15 protein-coding genes are annotated in these 18,503 nt (G+C 64.2%); 9 read left to right on the top strand and 6 right to left on the bottom strand.

From position 1 onward, the window contains the following. The first annotated feature begins 25 nt into the window (after positions 1-25). Positions 26-703 carry a TetR family transcriptional regulator C-terminal domain-containing protein gene (locus QD172_RS08365; RefSeq protein WP_279855460.1) on the top strand — a complete coding sequence of 226 codons (678 nt, stop codon included), beginning with the start codon at positions 26-28 and terminating at the stop codon, positions 701-703. Between the two features lie 140 nt (positions 704-843). Here QD172_RS08365 and QD172_RS08360 read toward each other — a convergent pair whose 3' ends face one another. Together QD172_RS08360 and QD172_RS08355 are read right to left on the bottom strand one after the other, a co-directional pair. Beyond that, the gene (locus tag QD172_RS08360; RefSeq protein ID WP_279855459.1) at positions 844-1,419 is read right to left on the bottom strand and encodes a hypothetical protein; all 576 of its coding nucleotides are present in this window, start codon (positions 1,417-1,419) and stop codon (positions 844-846) included. Next, positions 1,416-1,772: a hypothetical protein gene (locus QD172_RS08355; RefSeq protein WP_279855458.1), complete on the bottom strand. Its 357-nt coding sequence runs from the start codon at positions 1,770-1,772 to the stop codon at positions 1,416-1,418. Before QD172_RS08355 ends, QD172_RS08360 begins: the two co-directional genes overlap by 4 nt. Before the next feature lie 424 nt (positions 1,773-2,196). Between QD172_RS08355 and QD172_RS08350 the strand changes: the two genes are divergently transcribed. The 6 genes from QD172_RS08350 (at position 2,197) to QD172_RS08325 (ending at position 8,178) form a co-directional block, all read left to right on the top strand. Continuing rightward, a complete protein-coding gene (locus tag QD172_RS08350; protein ID WP_205632693.1) occupies positions 2,197-3,111 on the top strand; it encodes a MurR/RpiR family transcriptional regulator in 915 nt (304 codons plus the stop codon). Positions 3,112-3,756: 645 nt separating this feature from the next. Beyond that, the gene (locus tag QD172_RS08345) at positions 3,757-4,611 is read left to right on the top strand and encodes a transporter substrate-binding domain-containing protein (protein ID WP_176493257.1); all 855 of its coding nucleotides are present in this window, start codon (positions 3,757-3,759) and stop codon (positions 4,609-4,611) included. A 47-nt stretch (positions 4,612-4,658) separates the two neighbouring features. Then, positions 4,659-5,384: an amino acid ABC transporter permease gene (locus QD172_RS08340; RefSeq protein WP_279855457.1), complete on the top strand. Its 726-nt coding sequence runs from the start codon at positions 4,659-4,661 to the stop codon at positions 5,382-5,384. Further along, a complete protein-coding gene (locus tag QD172_RS08335) occupies positions 5,381-6,034 on the top strand; it encodes an amino acid ABC transporter permease (protein WP_279855456.1) in 654 nt (217 codons plus the stop codon). Before QD172_RS08340 ends, QD172_RS08335 begins: the two co-directional genes overlap by 4 nt. After that, positions 6,018-6,836, top strand: coding sequence for an amino acid ABC transporter ATP-binding protein (locus QD172_RS08330; RefSeq protein ID WP_136937856.1), 819 nt, complete (start codon positions 6,018-6,020; stop codon positions 6,834-6,836). The genes QD172_RS08335 and QD172_RS08330 overlap by 17 nt, the downstream gene beginning before the upstream one ends. Before the next feature lie 64 nt (positions 6,837-6,900). Beyond that, entirely contained in the window at positions 6,901-8,178 is a 1,278-nt protein-coding gene (locus QD172_RS08325; RefSeq protein ID WP_279855455.1) for an amidase family protein, read from the top strand. 113 nt (positions 8,179-8,291) lie between these two features. On the opposite strand, the gene puuE is transcribed toward QD172_RS08325, so the two are convergent. From puuE to QD172_RS08310, 3 genes are all read right to left on the bottom strand, one after another. Next, a complete protein-coding gene (puuE, locus tag QD172_RS08320; protein WP_191236971.1) occupies positions 8,292-9,245 on the bottom strand; it encodes an allantoinase PuuE in 954 nt (317 codons plus the stop codon). 120 nt (positions 9,246-9,365) lie between these two features. Then, positions 9,366-12,188: an ATP-dependent DNA helicase gene (locus QD172_RS08315; protein WP_279855454.1), complete on the bottom strand. Its 2,823-nt coding sequence runs from the start codon at positions 12,186-12,188 to the stop codon at positions 9,366-9,368. After that, positions 12,185-14,023, bottom strand: coding sequence for a VRR-NUC domain-containing protein (locus QD172_RS08310; protein WP_279855453.1), 1,839 nt, complete (start codon positions 14,021-14,023; stop codon positions 12,185-12,187). The genes QD172_RS08315 and QD172_RS08310 overlap by 4 nt, the downstream gene beginning before the upstream one ends. Before the next feature lie 291 nt (positions 14,024-14,314). On the opposite strand from QD172_RS08310, the gene QD172_RS08305 reads away from it, so the two are divergent. Then, complete coding sequence (locus QD172_RS08305) at positions 14,315-15,037, top strand: DUF3581 family protein (protein WP_077376644.1); 723 nt, start codon at positions 14,315-14,317, stop codon at positions 15,035-15,037. A gap of 190 nt (positions 15,038-15,227) precedes the next feature. Here QD172_RS08305 and selD read toward each other — a convergent pair whose 3' ends face one another. Then, positions 15,228-17,627, bottom strand: coding sequence for a selenide, water dikinase SelD (gene selD / locus QD172_RS08300; protein ID WP_279855452.1), 2,400 nt, complete (start codon positions 17,625-17,627; stop codon positions 15,228-15,230). A gap of 70 nt (positions 17,628-17,697) precedes the next feature. Here selD and QD172_RS08295 point away from each other — a divergent pair, with 70 nt between their 5' ends. After that, positions 17,698-18,399 carry an ACP phosphodiesterase gene (locus QD172_RS08295; RefSeq protein WP_279855451.1) on the top strand — a complete coding sequence of 234 codons (702 nt, stop codon included), beginning with the start codon at positions 17,698-17,700 and terminating at the stop codon, positions 18,397-18,399. The last annotated feature ends 104 nt before the right edge of the window (positions 18,400-18,503 follow it).

Genomic DNA, 18,503 nt, shown 5'->3' with positions numbered 1-18,503 from the left:
AACGTCTATTTGATGAGTGATGCTGATGCCTGCAGATTCTCCTTCTTCCCTGTATGCCGAAGTTCGTCGTTCCCGAAGTGCGGAATTCAGTCCGACACCGACCAGCTCTCCCCGTGAGCAGGCGGAAAGTCGAATCATGGAAGCTGCCGAGTGTGTCTTTGCCTGTCACGGCTATCGTGGCAGCACACTCAAGCAGATCGCGGACGTGGCCGAGTTGCCCAAGGCCAATCTGCTGTATTACTTCGGTTCCAAGGAAAAGCTCTATGTGCATCTGCTGGAGCAGACGCTGACGCGCTGGAATGCGTCACTTGAGGACATCACGGCCGATGATGACCCGCGCGAGGTGCTGGAGGCGCTGGTGCGCGTCAAGCTCAAGCTTGCACGCCAGGCCCCACAGGCATCGCGCCTGTTCGCGGCGGAGGTGATCAGCGGCGCGCCGTTTCTGCGTGCCTATCTCAGTGGAGAGTTGCGCCAGTGGGTCCAGGCGCGCTGCGAGGTGATGAAGGCGTGGATGGCAGCTGGCAAGCTGCGCGAGGCGGAGCCGATGTGGGTCATCTATCTGATCTGGTCCACCACGCAGCACTACGCGGACTTCGCCGCCCAGATCGACCAGCTGGGCGGTGCGCCGCGCACGGATGAGGACTGGGAACAGCTGGCGGACTTCGTGGCCAGCACGCTGTGTGATGGTCTCTGTCCGCGCTGAGCCATCGGTTCGGCCAGATGGGTCATGGCAGACACGACAACGCCCGCTCCGGTGTTCCCGGCGCGGGCGTTGTCGTGTCTGCTGGTGCGTGTCATCGGAATGTCGTCGAGATGAGGGAAGGGGGAGCCGGAACAGGAGGCTCAGCTGGCCAGCTCAAGTGCACTTGCGGCCTTGCTCGTCAGGTGGGCGCCGTTGCGTTGCTCCGGCTCACAATGCTGATGCATCTGCCAGCCATCGCGGGCGTCCTGCGCCAGATAGATCAGTGCGGCATCGGCAATGAGCCAGAGTCTGGCAAGATCACGTTGATGTCGGGTGCGGTTGGCAATCGGCAGGGCATCTGCACACACGATGACCACCGGCGCCTTGAGCAGCCAGCGTGGCGCATGGCTTGGCCAGCTGTGGTGCACGGCGTCCAGCCAGGGCGCCTTGGGGCTGGCGGGGGAGGTCTGCCAGCGCCAGCCACGGCCGATTTCCAGGATGCCGCGTGAGGTCCACAGGAGGCTGCGACGTGGCAGCTGGGTTTCCAGGCTTGCCAGCAGCGCGTTGTCACTGTCGGCGAGTGACTGGATGGCGCCCCGCTCGAGCGCCAGGCGCTCGCCGGCATGCAGTCCGGCGTTGATGTCGAAAGTCACGCGCATCACGGGTTCGGCGTTCACTGCGCAGTTTTCCAGCGGGATGTGCATGCCGCATTCCATGCCGATGGTATAGACACTCATGCCAGCATGCCCCGACGGACCATGCTGTGACGCAACAGGGTCTGATGACGATGCTCGGCTTCCCAATCCGCGTGCACCTTGTGGTTGATGTTCGGGTCAAAGACGGCCTGTTGCTGGGCGACGCGTGATGCGTCGATATCACCGACCGCACGGGTGTCGCTCACCTGCGAGGACATCAGCAGGGGCGGAGCTTCGTAGCCCATTGCCATCACGCCCAGCAGTTGTGAGGCGCGAGCGGGGGTATCAGCGGCTTTCTCTGCGCCCACTGTCAGAGGAGTGAAGGTCTGTGCGGCAAGCTTGTGAGTCATGGCCCGACAGGTATCGAGCAGAGTGGTCATCGTAGAGGTGGCCATGAGACAACTCCTTGCGCCACGCGAGCGCTTGATCGGTAAATTTGCCATCTTGGTGTTCGGTGGGTGTCCTGTCGGGTGGTGCATTGCCTGTGCCCGCTGGGTGCCCACTTTATGTTTAGCGATCTGCATGCCGCTCCAGGGAGAATTACGCCAAAACAACCACTTGGTGAACACGTGCTGAGGCCGTGCCTGTCATCGCCCGCCCTGCAGCTCATGTGATGGGCCGAATTCCCGGGTCAACCGCCACCCGAGAGGGCAATTGATGCACTGTCACCTTGCCGCTGGCCCGACGCTTGCACTGTGATGAGGCACAATGACGTCTGGGGCATCCTTTAGCCCCGGGCGCGACGCCAGTCCCCCGTTGCCATATCAGACCCTGAGTGGCGGCCCACGGGGTGCCATGACACCAGAGAGACCCTTCGCCATGACTCAAGCCACGCGTGATGACTCCAGTGCTTCAGCCACTGACTCCGAGATGCCTTCTCGCGCTGCGGCAGCGTCGCTGGCAGGCCAGAGCCTGCATCAGCGCCTGACTCACCACCTTGAGCGATTGACCCCCAACGAGCAGCGTATCGCGCGTTTTCTGCTCGCGCATCAGGATGAGCTGGCGCTCTACAATGCCGCCGAGCTCTCACGGCTGACACATGTCTCCAAGGCTACCGTCAGTCGCCTGTTTCGCCGCCTCGGCTATCAGGACTTCCGGGAGGCACGTGATCAGGCGCGCAGCCTGCGTCATGCGGGCGTGCCTGTCGTCTCGAGCACGCCCACGCCAGACCACCATCAGCGCCACTATGAGCAGGAGTGTCGCAACCTGCGTCAGGCACTGGCGGCGCTGGACATGCTCGACATGGAAGCGCTGGGCCGCACCCTGGCCAATGCCGAACGCTTGCAGATCATCGGCTTTCGTAACGCCTATCCGCTGGCACTGCATCTGCGCCAGCAACTTCTGCAATTGAGAGGGCAGGTGGCGGTCCTGCCCCAGCCGGGCCAGTCACTCGGGGAGGAGGTCGCGCGGCTGAGCGCCAATGACGCCGTGGTGATATTCGCCATGCGCCGGCGCCCGCAGGGGCTGGCACGGCTGCTGGGGTGGCTGGGCCAGGCTCCCTGCACGGTACTGCTGGTTTGCGATGACAGCCTGAGCGAGATCCCTGCCGGTATCGAGCATGTGCTGCGCTGCCCGCTGGACAGTGTCAGCGCCTTCGACAGCTATGCCGCCGCCATGAGCCAGATCAACCTGCTGGCCACACGCCTGCTGCATGACGACCTCGTCGCTGGTCGCAGCCAGATTCGCCGGGTGACGGACACCTTCGAGTCACTCGAGGAACTGGGAGACGGTTAGCAGTGTCCTGGCGGATGCCTGCGCTGCCGCCTATCCCATCACGATGCTTCTCGCCCTGCGGGTTGCGCGCACCCGCAGGGCGCATGGGCTGCCTGATTGCACCAACAGTGTCCCTTTTCATGTCGATGACGCCCGGACACTGTGCGTTCCAAGAAGCGTCATCGAGGGCGTGCAACGCAACTTCTCTCCCTCGCACTGCCTTCCCGCTGGTATTCCAGCCTGGCCTCTAGCCCGCCCTCTAGCCCGCCCCAGGCTCTCTTGAGGCCCGTCATCTGGCCCGTCATCTGGCCTGTCTTCACGCCTGCACTTCATCACCTGAACCATTGTCAGGCGAGCGCCTCGTGCACGTTCGGGCCCTGCTGGCGTGGCGTTGGCACACTCGTTGCAAAGATGGATAAGGGAATCACTTGTTTCATTGGTCAGGATTTGAGTTTCACGTTGCCCGCCAATTCGACGAGGAGTCAGCGGACAGGACTCGTCCGATAGGGCCCACCAGACAGGGCTTGTTGAAGAGGGCTTGCCAGACAAGCCCTCGCGAACCACCACTGCGATAACCACCAACAACAATGAAACGCCCCAGGGCGCCGAGCGCATGATGAATCGTTCTCCTCAGCGCTCGGAATTGACTGACACCGGAGTCGACCGATGAGCAAGCGTCACGAGAGCAAGGCCTTCAAGCACGCATCACGCACAGGCAACACGCAACGTCTTGGCAACTGGTTGCGCAAGGGGATTCTGCTGGCCGTCTGGGGCACGCTGGCCGCCACGGCCCTGACGGCCCGTGCGGATGCGCTGAGCGATATCACCGACAGCGGAGTGCTGAAGGTGGCCGTACCACAGGATTTCCCGCCGTTCGGCTCAGTCGGGCCGGACCTTGAACCACGCGGCTACGATATCGACATGGCGCGTTATCTGGCGGATGAGATGAACGTGAAGCTGGAGCTGGTGCCGGTCACTTCGGCCAATCGCATCCCCTATCTGCAGACCCGCAAGGTCGATCTGGTGATCTCGAGTCTGGGCAAGAATCCGGAGCGTGAGAAGGCCATCGATTTCTCCGATGCCTATGCACCGTTCTTCCTCGGCGTGTTCGGTGAGAAGGGCAGTGAGGTGGACTCCGCCCAAGGGCTGAGCGAGAAGACCATCGGCGTGACACGTGGCTCGGTGGAAGACATGGAGCTCAGCAAGGTGGTGCCGGAATCGACCACCGTGAAGCGCTTCGAAGACAACAACACGACCTTGTCAGCCTTCCTGTCGGGGCAGGTCGAGATGATCGCCACCGGCAACCTGGTCACCGCCGCCATCGCCGAACGCAATCCCTCCCGCGTGCCGGTCAGTGTACTGCCGCTCAAGAACTCTCCCTGCTATGTGGGCATGCGGCATGACACGCCGGCGCTCAAGGCACGCGTGAACGAGCTGATCGCCCAGGGGATCGAGGACGGCACGCTCAACGCGCTCTCCGAGACCTGGTTCAAGGCGCCGCTGCCGTCACTGGATGCCTGAATCGAGCTGTCGCACGCCTGACTCCCTTTTCCCGTGAGGCTTGATCGATGAACTATCTCCCGGATTTCTCGCGCCTGCTGCCGTATCTGCCCGACCTGCTGGCCGGGCTGATGACGACGGTCTGGTTGACCATTCTGACCACCACGCTGGGGATACTCGGTGCGGTGATGTGTGTCTGGCAGCGCCATCGTGCGCCGAGCAGCGTCTTCAGCCGGCTGCTGGGCATGCTGGTGGAGCTGCTGCGCAACACGCCCTTCATCGTCCAGCTGTTCTTCATCTTCTTCGGCCTGCCGGCGCTGGGGCTGTCACTCAGCGCCGAGATGGCCGCGGTGATCGCGATGACACTCAACCTGGGGGCCTACAGCAGCGAGATTCTGCGTGCCGGTGTCGATGCCACCGGTCGCGGCCAGTGGGAGGCAGGGCGTGCGCTGGGTCTCACGCCCTGGCAGCGCTATCGCCATGTGGTGCTGATGCCGGCGCTGGAACGCATGTATCCGGCGCTGACCAGCCAGTGTGTGATCGTGATGCTGGGCTCCGCCGTGGTCTCCCAGATCAGCGTGGCGGACCTGACCTTCGCGGCCAACTTCATCCAGTCACGTACCTTCCTGAGTTTCGAGAGCTACGTGGTGACGGCAGGCATGTACCTGCTGCTGGCCATCGCGATGCGCGCCTTGCTCAACCGCATCGGGCGTCGTCTGTTCGGCTTTCGCCACCTGACGCCAGCCCCGCGCCGGCGTCTGTCTTCCCATGTGCTGAGAGAGGCCCACTCATGATCGACTTCACGCTGTGGGACATCCTGCGCAACCTGCTGCTGGCGGCGCGCTGGACGCTGGCGCTGTCTCTGATCGCCTTCATCGGCGGCAGTCTGGTCGGGCTGGCGCTGACCTTTCTGCGCCTGACCCGCTGGCCGGGGGCGGCACTCTTCTGTCGCCTCTATACGGAGCTGTTCCAGGGCACGCCGCTGTTGATGCAGCTGTTCCTGGCCTTCTTCGGCGTGGCGGTCTTCGGGCTGGATGTCTCGGCCTGGACGGCGGCGGCGGTCGCGCTGACGCTGTTCAGCAGTGCCTTCCTGCACGACATCTGGCGTGGCTGTGTCGAGGCGGTGCCCAAGGGGCAGTGGGAAGGGGCGCGAGTGCTGGGGCTCGGTTATCTGAAGACCATGCGTCACATCATCCTGCCGCAGGCGCTGCGCATGGCCATCTCACCGACCGTCGGTTTCTCGGTGCAGATCATCAAGGGCACCGCGCTTGCCTCGGTGATCGGCTTCGTCGAACTGACCAAGGCCGGCACCATGCTCAACAACGCCACCCTGGAACCCTTCACCGTCTTTGCGCTGGTCGCGTTGCTGTATTTCGCCATGTGCTATCCGCTCTCGCGGCTGGCTCGCCACCTGGAGGCACGTCTCAATGTCACTGCTCGCTGAAGTTTCCCCGCTGGACACCGTCTCATCCGATTCCTCGGTCACCGAGAGTGCTGCCGTCTCCGAGAAGGCAAAGGCGCCGCTGGTCAGCCTGTCGGCGCTCACCAAGTCCTTCGGCGATCTGACGGTGCTCAAGGGCATCGATCTTGAAGTGCGCCCGGGCGAGGTGGTCTCGATCATCGGTCGCAGCGGCTCCGGCAAGAGCACCTTGCTGCGCTGTATCAACCAGCTGGAACAGCATGACGGCGGTAGCATCCACGTCGCCGGCAATCTGCTGGACGGTAGCGAGATGGACGCCGCCGCTCTGGCGCAGGATGTCGGCATGGTGTTCCAGAGCTTCAATCTGTTCCCCCACAAGCGCGTCGGCGAGAACGTGATGCTGGCGCCGATGCTGGTCAAGGGCGTTGCACGGGATGTCGCGGAGCGCGAGGCCCGCGAGATGCTGGCCAAGGTCGGGCTGGGGGAGAAATTCGATGCCTGGCCGAGCCAGCTCTCCGGTGGCCAGCAGCAGCGGGTGGCGATCGCGCGCGCCCTGGCGATGCACCCCAAGGTGTTGCTGTGTGACGAGATCACCTCGGCGCTGGACCCGGAGCTGGTCGGCGATGTGCTCAAGGTGCTGGAGCAGCTCAAGCGTGAGGGCATGACGTTGATTCTGGTGACCCACGAGATGAATTTCGCCCGCGATGTGGGGGATCGCGTGATCTTCATGCACCAGGGGCGTGTGCATGAATCAGGCGACCCCGCGACGCTGTTTGCCAATCCAGCCACGGAAGAGCTGCGCCAGTTCCTTGGCGCGGTGCTGTGATCACACCGCACCGCGCCACGCCACGAAGGCGAACCCCCTGATGAGTCGAAAGGAGTCGGTCCCGATGGACAAGCGTATCTATGTTGCCCCGGCGCATTTCTCCGGGCCGAAGGGAGAGGGGTCTCTTGAGGGCAAGCGACTGGTGGTGAAGGATCTGTTCGCGATCAAGGGCGAGCGCACCGGACAGGGCAATCCTGACCTGCTGGCGAGCGCTCCCATCGAGCGGGGGACGGCGCCCAGCGTGTTGGCGCTTCAGAAGGCGGGGGCCGATTATCGGGCGCGCACCACGACCGATGAGCTGGCCTACAGCCTCAACGGCACCAATGCCCATTACGGCACGCCGCAGAACCCGCGTGCGCCGCTGAGGTTGCCGGGAGGCTCAAGCGTAGGCTCTGCAGTAGCGGTGGCGCGCGGTGAGGCGGAGATCGGGCTGGGAACCGATACCGGTGGCTCCATTCGCGTGCCGTCCAGCTACTGTGGGCTCTACGGGCTGCGGCCGACCCATGGCCGCATTGACATGTCAGGCCTCAAGCCGCTGGCGCCGCGCTTCGATACCATTGGCTGGATGACGCGGGATCTCGCGACGCTGACGCAGGTCAGTGAGGTGTTGATGCCGTCAACGACAGCGACTCGTTTGCCGGCGAGACTCATCCTGCTGGTGCCGGAAGGGCTGGTGGCGGGGTCTTATCAGCGACTGCTGGGGCCGCTGGCGCGTCGTCTTGAATCACTCGGTTTTCGCTGCGAGCGGCGAATGTTGAGCCAGGCCTTCATGGCGAGGGCCAGTGAGGCCTTTCGGATTCTGCAGGGCTGCGAGATTCGTCGTACGCACCAGGCATGGTTGAGTACACCGGAGCAGGGCCCCGACTCTCGCTGGCCGCAGCTGAATCCGGATATCGCGGCGCGCCTCAAATGGTGCATGACGCTCAGCGATACTGACGAGCAGGCAGCAGAAGCCAAGGCAGACACCGTGCGCCGCTGGTATCGCCAGCAGCTGACAGCCAGTCATGAGGGCGGCGAGAGTGCCTGCGACGATGGCAGTGCGGCTGCCCATGCCCAGGCGGAGGCCACCAGCGAGGCGGTGTTCGTGCTGCCCACCACGCCGGGCGCCTCACCGCTGCTGGGCGCAAGCCTCGAGGAGATGGAGGCCTATCGTCATCGCTTGATGGGACTCACCGCACTGGCCGGCTTGAATGGCGCACCGCAATTGAGTCTGCCGTGGCTGACCGATGACGCAGCGCGCCTGCCTGAGGAGGCTGCACCACCGCCCTGGGGCGTCTCGTTGCTGGGCCTGCCGGGCCGTGATGAGAGCCTGCTGGCATTGGCCTGCATGTTGGAAAACTGACCAGCATGCTGGAAGACTGACTGGCGCAGCCTTGAAGGTGCGATCGCTGACCTTCGCTGGATTCAACCACAAACGCCGCATCCCGAAAGGGCTGCGGCGTTCTTTTTGCGATGTCAGCTGGCGGGGGTATAGGGATGCTCGCGCTGCCAGTGCTCGGCGATATCGATGCGACGGGTGATCCATACCCTGTCGTGGGACTGGACGTAATCGAGGAAGCGTTTCAGCGCCGCGAAGCGTCCCGGTCGTCCGGCGATCCGACAGTGCAACCCGATGGAGAGCATCTTGGGCGCTGTCTCGCCCTCGGCATAGAGTACGTCGAAGGCGTCACGCAGGTACTGGAAGAAATCTTCGCCGTTGTTGAAGCCCTGGGCGCTGGCGAAGCGCATGTCATTGGTGTCCAGGGTGTAGGGGACGACGAGATGCGGCACCTGCTCGCCATTGGCGGTGGTCACCTCCATCCATAGCGGCAGGTCATCGCCGTAGTAATCGCTGTCATAGGTGAAGCCGCCGTGCTCCACCACCAGTCGGCGGGTGTTGGGGCTGTCGCGCCCGGTGTACCAGCCTTGTGGCGCATGACCGACCAGTTCGCGATAGCTTTCCACCGCGCGTTCCAGATGGGCGCGCTCATGGGCTTCATCCATGTGCTGGTAATGAATCCAGCGCCAGCCGTGACTGGCGATCTCATGGCCATCCTCCAGGAAGCGTGCGACCAGGTCCGGATGCCGCGCCAGCGCCATGCCGACGCCGAAGACCGTCAGCGGCAACTCCCGGCGCTTGAATTCATCAAGAATCCGCCACACGCCACTGCGCGAGCCATATTCGTAGATCGACTCCATGCTCATGTGCCGCGCGGGGTAGGCCTCGGCACCGATGATCTCGGAGAGAAACTTCTCGCTCTCGCTGTCACCGTGCAGCAGGCAGTTCTCGCCGCCTTCCTCATAGTTGAGCACGAACTGCACCGCGATCTTCGCACCACCCGGCCAGTTGGCATGGGGGGGATTGGCACCATAACCGATCAGATCACGCGGATACTCGTCGCCCCACAGGGCGTTGTCGTTGTCTGGCATCGTTCGGCTTCCTTGCGACCGGGGAGCGGAAAGGGGATGAGGCACTGTTCTATTGCCCATTGACGTGCAGGCTTTGTGCCATCTCGGGGCAAAGGCACGCCTGGCGTCATCCTGCTCGCGTCAGTCTGTCGGCGTCCACCAGCGCGGCAGCAGTCGTGCGACTTCCGGGCGCAGGAAGCGGTCATCGATCAGGTGGATCACGCCCTGATCCTGCTCGTTGCGAATCACGCGGCCGGCAGCCTGCACCACTCTGGTGAGCCCGGGGTACAGATAGGTGCAGTCGTCAGCCTTCAAGGGCTGGATGACAGGGGGCAGCGGACCTGCCTCATCGCCACGCTCCTCCTTGGCGTCGTCTGTCGAATGTCGTTCGACACGCCGCCTTGCATCGCTTTCCAGCCACTGCGCCAGACGCTGCTTGAGCGCTTCATTCTCCGGGCTGAAGCCGGCAAGCCCCAGGGTGGCGATGAAGGCCCCGATCAGACGCGACCCCGGGAGATCGATCCCTTCGCCGAAGGCACCGCCCAGCACCGCGAAACCGATGCCCTGGCCGTCGGGGGTGAAGCGCTGAATGAAGGTGGTGCGCTCCGCTTCCGTCATGGCACGGGTCTGGCGCCATTGGGGAATCTCCGGCGTCAGCTGTTGCAGGGTGCTGGCGACCTGCTCGAGATAGGCGAAGCTCGAGAAGAAGGCCAGATAGTTGCCCGGGCGCTGCTGATATTGGCGGGCCATCAGTTCGGCGATGGGCCGGCAGGAGGCCTCGCGGTCCCGCAGGCGGGTCGAGAGTCGATGGCGACTGACCTGTACCTGTGTCGCCCTGAACGGCGACTCGACACTCAACCAGACTGCGTTGTCCGCCAGTCCCAGCAGGCGGTGATGATAGGCCGGCGGATTGAGCGTGGCCGAGAACAATAGGGTGGCGTGGCTGGCGCGCAGGCGGGGGGCCAGCCACGGCGCCGGGCTGACGCAGCGCAGTCGCGGCTGAATCTGGCGCACGCTGCGCCCTCGGGGCTTGCGAGGCCGGGCTGCTGCTTCTGCTTCTGCTCCTGCAGCCGATGCTGCGCCGGAGCGTGAGCTTGAACCGCTGGAGAGCGTTGCCTGACGCGGTGGTTTCGTGGCGGCGAGTTCGACCTCGAACAGCGAGTGATCGCCAAAGCCTTCCGCGAGTCGCGTGAGCGTCAGCGCCGCGAAATAGGCCTCCATCATCTCGACGTCAGGCTCCACGCGGCGGCTGGCCGCGGTGGATGTCGGACTGGAGTCTGACGGGGTGGTGCTTGAGGCCAGGGTGGTGGTATCGCTTGCGATCAGGCCCAGCTGTTCGGGGGCTTGTGTGGCCGTGGCTCGCGCTGCCTGTTGTCTGGCCGCAGGAGGGGTTGCGGCCTTGTCAGGCTCCGCCAACCAGTCGCCCATCGCGCCCGTCCATTGCGTCAGCGCCTTGAGGAAGTCGCCGGGCAACGTCTCCAGCGCAAGACGTGCCTGTTGACTGCCGTCATCGGTGCTGCCGTTCCCGCTGCTTGGATTCCCTGAGCTGCCGTTTTCCGGCCCGAGCTGCTCCAGCGCTCGCCACTGCCGGGCCAGCGTGCGGGAGGCCGAGCGCAGCGGGGCCGGATGGCCCGTGCGACTCAACTGCTTGAGCAGAAAGTGGAACTGTCGGGCGTCGAGTTCGGTGCTGTACATGCCGCGGGCGCGTTCGATGAGGTTGTGGCTTTCATCGACGAGCACCACGGAGCGCCAGTCATTGGCCTGGGTCAGGGCGAACAGCAGCGCATGACTGTCGAAGTAGTGGTTGTGATCCCCGATGATCACATCCGCCCAGCGCGAGAGCTCCTGGGCGAGAAAGTAGGGGCAGATCTCATGGGCCAGGGCGTGTCGGCGTGTCGTCGCCAGCGTCAGTGGCTGGTGGTCGGCAAGCGCGGCAGAGCGTGCCGCAGGCAGACGATCATGGAAGCCGCGTGCCAGCGGGCAGGACTCACCATGACAGGCGAGAGTCGGGTGCTCACAGGTCTTGCTGCGCGCGCCGAGTTCCAGAATGCGCAGCGCTGCGGCAGGCGTGTCCGGTGATTCCGCGTTCTCGACCACCTCTGGCACCAGGGTGGTCAGCGCGTCCAGCGCCAAGGCCCGGCCCGGAGTGCGGGCGGTGAGGTAGAAGAGTCTGTCCGTGCCGTTTCTGGGCATCGCACGCAGCGCAGGATACAGCGTCGCCAGCGTCTTGCCGGTACCGGTCGGCGCCTCGGCCAGCAGCTCGCGTCCGGTCATCACCGCCTTGTAGGCATGCTCGGCCAGCTGGCGTTGACCGGGGCGCCAGGCAGGCCAGGGGAAGGCAAGCGTGCCAAGGGCGCTGTCACGGGCGCGGCGATGCGCCAGTTCATTGGCGGCGAACTCGCTGAAGCGTGCGGCCAGACGTGCAAGCTCCGCTTCCAGCGCCTCGCGGCTCCACCAGGCTTCCAGGCGTTGTTCATCCTGTGAAGCCCCGATGGAGTCGCCGCCGGATTCCGGTTCATCCTTGGCAGCGCTGGCTGGTGCGTCCGCGGCGATATCCAGATACACCAGCGCCAGCGTGATGCCCTCGAGATCGCGACTGCGGCACATCAGGGCACCGTAGACACGCGCCTGGGCCCAGTGCAGGGCGCGGTGATTCGCGGGCTGACGGGACAGGTCACCACGGTGGGTCTTGATCTCCTCGAGACAGTTGCGCCTGGGATCATAGCCATCGGCGCGGCCGCGAATCTCGAGATTGCCGATGCAGCCGGAGAGCGATATCTCGCTTTCGTAGTCCTTGCCCCGCCGACGCACGATGCGCTGATGGCCGCGAATGCCCTGTTGAGCGGTGGGCGAGGGCGTGAAGCGCAGATCCAGATCGCCCTCGCGTGCGGCGAAGGCGCACAGCTCGCGTACCGCGATTCTGTAACGCTCGGTCGCGCTGCTTGAAGTGTCGGCCGTGATCATCGCGCAGTCGGTGCCTTGCGTGCCGTGGCCTCGTCCTCGGCGGACGCATCAGAGGCGTTTATGGTCTGCCATTCGACACGGCACTCCAGCGCCGGAATCGCATGGCGGGCGAACAGGGCCAGCCACTGGCGCTGGTTGTCCTGCAGGCGGTCGGTGGGTGCCTTGACCTCGATCATCCGGTAACGTTCGCGGCTGTTCTCGGGGAAGAACTGGATCAGGTCCGGCAGGCCAGCGCGATGCTCGCGGGGATTGGCCAGCAGGTGTCGGAAGCAGGCCTCCAGATGTGCCGGGGGGATGCAGTCCAGTGCGTGGGACAGCAGCTCCTCGCTCAACAGCGGCCAATGCACGAAGGGCGCTTGAATACCCTGTTTCTGCTGATGACGCTCACGAATCGTCTCTCGGTAGCGGCCATCGGACAGGCGCGCGAAGCAGTCCTCGAAAGCGGCCTGGCGACGGTTGACGAAGTCAGGCCGGTAGAGGTCCGCCGGGCCGGTATGAAAGGCGTGGAAGAAGGCTCCCGGCAAGGGCGCGAACAGCACGTCCCAGCACAACAGGGTGAAGAGCGCGGGGAGCAGACCATTCTCGACATAGAAGACCGGTGCCTCGGGCGTGGCCAGTGCATGGGCGGCCGCACGCTCGACCCCATGGATGCCGGCGGCGGCCGAGGTGGCAAGGTCCGGCACCGTAAGGGTGATCTGCGGCGTGGCCGGCGCCTTGGTGCGTCTGGGCGCGGGCAAGCCAAGGCCACGGCACAGGCGAGGCAGGGCGCGCTCAAGTGCCAGCTGCTCATCCAGCGTGATATCAGTACGCGCCAGACGCTCGCAGGCAAGCGCGTGGGCTGCGCTGATATCGCCGGAAAGCTCCAGCGCTCTCACTCGGCGCGGCATGGCACGCGGCGCATAGGCGGAGTCCTCGAGACAGGCGTACTGCAGTGCGGCTGCGTGATGCCAGCCCTGACGCTCGGCATCGCGCGCCAGCGAGAAACGCAGCCGGTCACGCCGCTGGGCCAGCCAGGCATTGGCGCGATTCGCCTCTGTCGCGTCGGCTTCTGACGATGTCGGCTCGTCCAGGGCCGAGATGATGCGCTGCCAATGCGGCTCCAGTTCAGCATGCGCCGTCTCACGATTCAGACGCTCCCTGGCCGCCTGCCAGTCCTCACGCAGCTGCTCCAGGGCCAGATAACGATCCACCTCCCAACGCTGGGTGAAGGCGCGCGAGTCTGGGGAAAGCGCGACCGCCTCGCAGCGCAGCAGGCCCAGTTCACTGAGCACGAAGTCCGACAGAGTCTGGCGCAGGTTGCCGAAGAACATCAGGCTCAGGCGTCGCGACAGCTCACCAAGCCCAACACTCAGCGTGTTGGCGGTGGGGTCATTCAGCCACTCGGGCAGTGACCGTGGCGTGGTATCGCCCAGCAGCTCGCTGAGGGCATCCGGCATCCGGCGTTTGGGCGTGCTTCTTGGCAGCTCGGGGAAGGCGTCCTTCAAGCGCGGCAGTGTCACAAGTGACAGCATTTCCTCCAGGCTCAGGTCAGCGTTCAGGCGGCACAGCCCATCAGGCGTGGCACTGTCGGCGATCGGTGTGATCAGAGGCTGGCTTGCGGCCTCGATGTCACCGATTTCGGCATAATGCAGCTGCGTGACCTCGAAATGATCGCCCTTGCGCATCAGCAGGCGGACCAGCAGGGCCCGTGAAGGCTCCGGCAGGCGCGTGATGGCGTCCACCGTGGCACGCTCCGCCTCTGTCAGCAGATCGGCGTGGCACTGGCAGACCCAATCGAGCAGGGTATCGAAGTTGGCCAGGTAGTAGCGCGGATTGTCGAGGGGAGCGGCTTGCATGGCGACCTGTCGAAGTGGCGGGCAGTGCAGCGGTTTGCCCGAAAGCATGGGGTTATATACAGTATATGGCCATCTGTCGGGCTGCAAACTCTTGCAAAGCCTGTCACGAGTCACCATCTGCCTGTCAGCAAGTGGTAAAATCCCGTGATCGACGTGTCATGGCAGCCTCATGGCACGTCTGCTGGACAGGCGTGAAAGCGTGTCATCCTTGATTCCTCCCCTCGGAGGCATTTCCGCGATGGTTCAGGACGGGCCATCGATCATCATTCAAGCAGGGCAGGAAGGCAGTCCATGTTTCTTGATCAGTTTCACCGGGTCGAAGATGGCCGCGTGCGGATCACCGCCGAGCAGGCCAGTCGCTTCGCCAAGCAGATGGCGGGGGATTACAACCCCATTCATGACCCGGATGCGCGACGCTTCTGTGTGCCCGGCGACCTGCTGTTCTCCCTGTTGTTGGCGAAATTCGGCCTTTCACAGTGCATGACCATCCGTTTCTGCGGCATGGTCGGCAATGATGTGCCCTTGATCTTCGAAGCGCTGGAAGAACCCGACGAGAATGGCGTGTCCCTGCTGGTGCGCGATGAAGCCGGCAAGGTCTATCTGACGGTCGAGCGCAGCGGTGATACCACCCATGACGAGGAAGTGGTCGCCAATTTCACTCGCCAGTATATCGCCTTCTCCGGGCGCAACTTCCCGCACTTCCTGCAGCCGCTGATGCTGGAGAAGGGCGTGATGTTCAATCCGGCACGCCCGCTGGTGATCTATGACAGCATGGGCTTCTGTTTCGAACGGCTCGATATCGCCGATCTGCATCTCGACTTCGTGCGCTCCTCGCTTGAGGTCAACGGCAAGCGTGGCGATACCCTGCTCGAATTCGGCATCCATGATGGCGAGCAGTGCATCGGCAGTGGCTCCAAGAAGCTGGTCGTCAGTGGGCTGCGGGATTACTGTGCCGAGACGATGGATGCCTTCGTGGAAAGCTTCGAGGCGCTCAAGCGCGAAGCCGAAGCCTGAGCCGGTCGAACCGAGATGGCCGAACGGAGCCAGTCGAAGGTGAGATGGCCGAAGTGAGCTAGCTCTCGGACTTGCGTGCTACAGAGATCAAGACGCCCGCCAGAGAGATCTGACGGGCGTCTTGTCGTGGGGGGCAAAAGACCGGCGGCAAGGGGGCGGCTGACGTCGTCGGTGAGTTGTCTCGCCGCGTTCAGCGCTTGATGCTGATCGGCGCCAGCGCATCACCCTGTGGCAGGATGCGCCCGATGACGGCGCTGGCGTGATAGCCGGCGGTCTTGAGCGCGGCAGCACAGGACTCGGCCTGATCGAGAGGCACACTGGCCAGCAGGCCGCCGGCGGTCTGTGGATCGAACAGCAGCGGATAGCGCGGGTGATCAATGACGCCGGCCTGATCCTTCAGGGCCCGCTTGAGACGCAGGTTGGCCGGTTGCAGTGAGCTGACCACCCCGCGGGCGACGCAGTCCTCGGCGCCGTCCAGTATCGGCAGGGCGTCGATCTCGAGTTCGGCATCCACGCCGCTGGCGCGGGTCATCTCCACCAGATGGCCGAGCAGGCCGAAGCCGGTGACATCGGTGGAGGCGCTCGCCTGATGGGCGCGCAGGATATTTGCCGCCTGCTGACTGGATTGCTGCATGCTGTCCAGTGCGGCGTCGATCCAGCGGCCTCGCGCTTCCAGGCGTGCGTGCGCTGCCAGCAGGGTGCCGGTGCCGATGGCCTTGGTGAGGATCAGTACCTCGCCTGGCTGCATGCCGCCTTTGCAGGTGACGCCGGCCAGATTCTCCACCACCAGGCCATTGAGGGCGAAGCCCAGCGCCAGCTCCTGACCCTCGCCGGTATGTCCGCCGACCAGCGTACAGCCTGCCTCGTTGAGCACCTCGGTGGCGCCTTGCATCAGCTCGCGCACCAGCGGTTCGACCTTGCGCTCGATCCCCTGCGGCACCGTGGCGACGGCGGTGGCGGTGTGGGGCGTAGCGCCCATGGCGTAGAGATCCCCCAGGGCGTGATTGGCAGCGATGCGCCCGAACAGGTAAGGGTCATCGATGAAGGCGCGGAAGAAGTCGACGCTGTGTACCAGTGCCTGACCCTCGGGCACTCGCACGATGGCGGCATCATCCGGGGCATGCAGCCCGACCAGCACGTCCGCGTTCTCGCGCGGGGCAAGGCTCTGCAGCGCTCGCGACAGCACGCTGGCACCGACCTTGGCGCCACAGCCGCCGCAGCGCATCGCCAGCGCGGACAGGGCCTGATGCGCTTCCTGCTCATCCAGCTCGGCGGTCAGGCGCGGGTGGAGCCTGCCATCGCCGCCCTTGAGCGCCTGCCAGGCAGCGCTGATACGCTGTTGCAACCCGGCAAGGCCGCCGGTATCCGCGACGTCCTGCATGCTGGGCTGTTCATTGAAGCGTGCCATGAACTGGCGGTCGATATGGTCCTTCCAGCGCCACAGCCACGGACGCAGCCACGGCGACACCAGCCCCAGATTGCCGCGTGAGGCAATGGCATCACGATCCCCGGTGCTGATCAGGGCCAGCCAGCGGGACTGCGGAATATAGGGATGTAGTGACTCTCCGCGCACGGCGCGGCGCAGGTTGTCAGCCAGCGGCCGTGATTGGCGCACGGCGAATACGCCGGCCTTTTCACGCGGATGATTGACCTGATGCGCGATATCGCCCGCGGCGAAGATGGCATCATCCTCGAGTGTCTGTAGGGTATCGCGCACCTTGAGAAAGCCATCCTCATCCAGGCTCAGTCCTGTCTTCTCCAGCCAGCGTGCCCCTCCGGCGCGTGTCACCCAGATGGCCTCGTCGGCCGGATAGTGGCTGCCGCTGGCACTGATCAGCTGGCGCTGGGATGACGCCGTGGAAGCATCGACAGCGGTGATCTCCTCACCGAAATGCACCTGGATACCGCGTTCATGCACGGTGGTGGCGAGTGCAGCGCTGACCTCAGGAGAATGCGTCGGCAACAGGCGCTGTCCGCGGGTGATCAGCGTCAGGTTCGGCGCGAGCGCAGCGGGCAACTCGGCGGCGAGGCGCTGCTGGATGGCCAGCAGCAGCTCGACCCCGCCGGCACCGCCGCCGACCAGCACGATGTCGAGAGGCCGCTCGGCGCTTTTTGCGCGCTCAAGCAGGCTCAGCCAGCGCTGCTGGAAGGTGCTGATCGGTTTGACCGCCACCACGGGGGCATCAGCCGCTTCGGGATCACCGATACCGTCGATGTGGGACAGGCGAGGCGTGGAGCCGATATTGATCGACAGCAGGTCATAGTCCACCGCCGGGCGCTCGGCGCAGATCACGCGGCGCTGGCCGCGGTCGATATCGATTACCTGATCTCGATAGAAGCGTGCGCCGGCGAACTGACACAGCCGACGCAGGTCGATATGCACATCATCAAAGGTGTAATGCCCCGCCACGTAACCGGGTAGCATGCCGGAGTAGGGCGTGTCGGTGTCGCGACAGATGACGGTGAGGCGTACGCCAGGCTCAGGCTGCATGGCGAAACGCATCAACACGCCAACATGGCTATGTCCCCCGCCGATCAGGACGATATCGCGCACGATGGGCGCCTTGGCAGGTATGGACGCAGATGGCATCAGAGGTCTCGATAGTCAGAAGAGGACGGGGATATTGAATAATGAGTAATGATATCAGGAGTCTAGCAACTTGAACTTTCTCGGTCATGCGCACCTGAGTCTGGCGGGCAGCGATAACTTCCTGTTTGGCAACCTGATTGCCGACGGCGTGCGCGGCAGTGACCTGAGCGGCTGGTCGCCTGAGATAGAAGCCGGCATCCGTTTCCATCGCCGCTGTGATGCGGTGATCGATGCCCATCCCGAGACTCGCTGGCTGTTGACTCAGGTACCGCCCGCGTCACGTCGTGTGGCCGGCATCGCCTTCGACATGATGTGGGATCACCTGCTGGCTGGTGAGATGCACGATGACGATATCGAGCGCCTCTATCGCCTGTTGGCGCGTGAGGAGGTGCCGTCACGCCTGTCGAGCCTCATCGAGTGGATTCAGGTGCGCGATGCGCTCAGGCGCTATCAGGAGCTGGAGTTCACGCTCTCGACCATTGCCAGCATCGGCGAGCGCATGACGGCCAGACGCCGGTTACGCCAGACAAGTGATCCTCGCCAGCAAAGTGATTCACGAAGGCAAAGTGATTCACGAAGGCAAAGTGATTCACGAAGGCAAAGTGATACGCGAAGCGGAAGGCGTAGGCACAAGATGGGGGATCTGGAAGCAGGCGCCAATCCGCTGGCGGACATGACGCCGTGGCTGACGGATAACCGCGCGATGCTTGAGGACAGCTTCGCGCGGTTGTGGCCGGACATGCTGGCATTGCGCCAGATGCCCGTTATCTGATGATCAGGCTTGCGCTCAGCGCAGCTCTAGGCGCGTGAAGGGCCTCAGGAGATACGAGAGCACGCTGCGCTCGCCGGTCTCGATGTCCACCGTGGCGACCATGC

Origin of the sequence: Cobetia sp. 10Alg 146, from assembly GCF_029846385.1 — a bacterium.
Lineage (GTDB): Bacteria > Pseudomonadota > Gammaproteobacteria > Pseudomonadales > Halomonadaceae > Cobetia > Cobetia marina.
The sequence above is the reverse complement of the archived record's forward strand: the minus strand, read 5'-3'. Positions and strand labels throughout refer to the sequence as shown.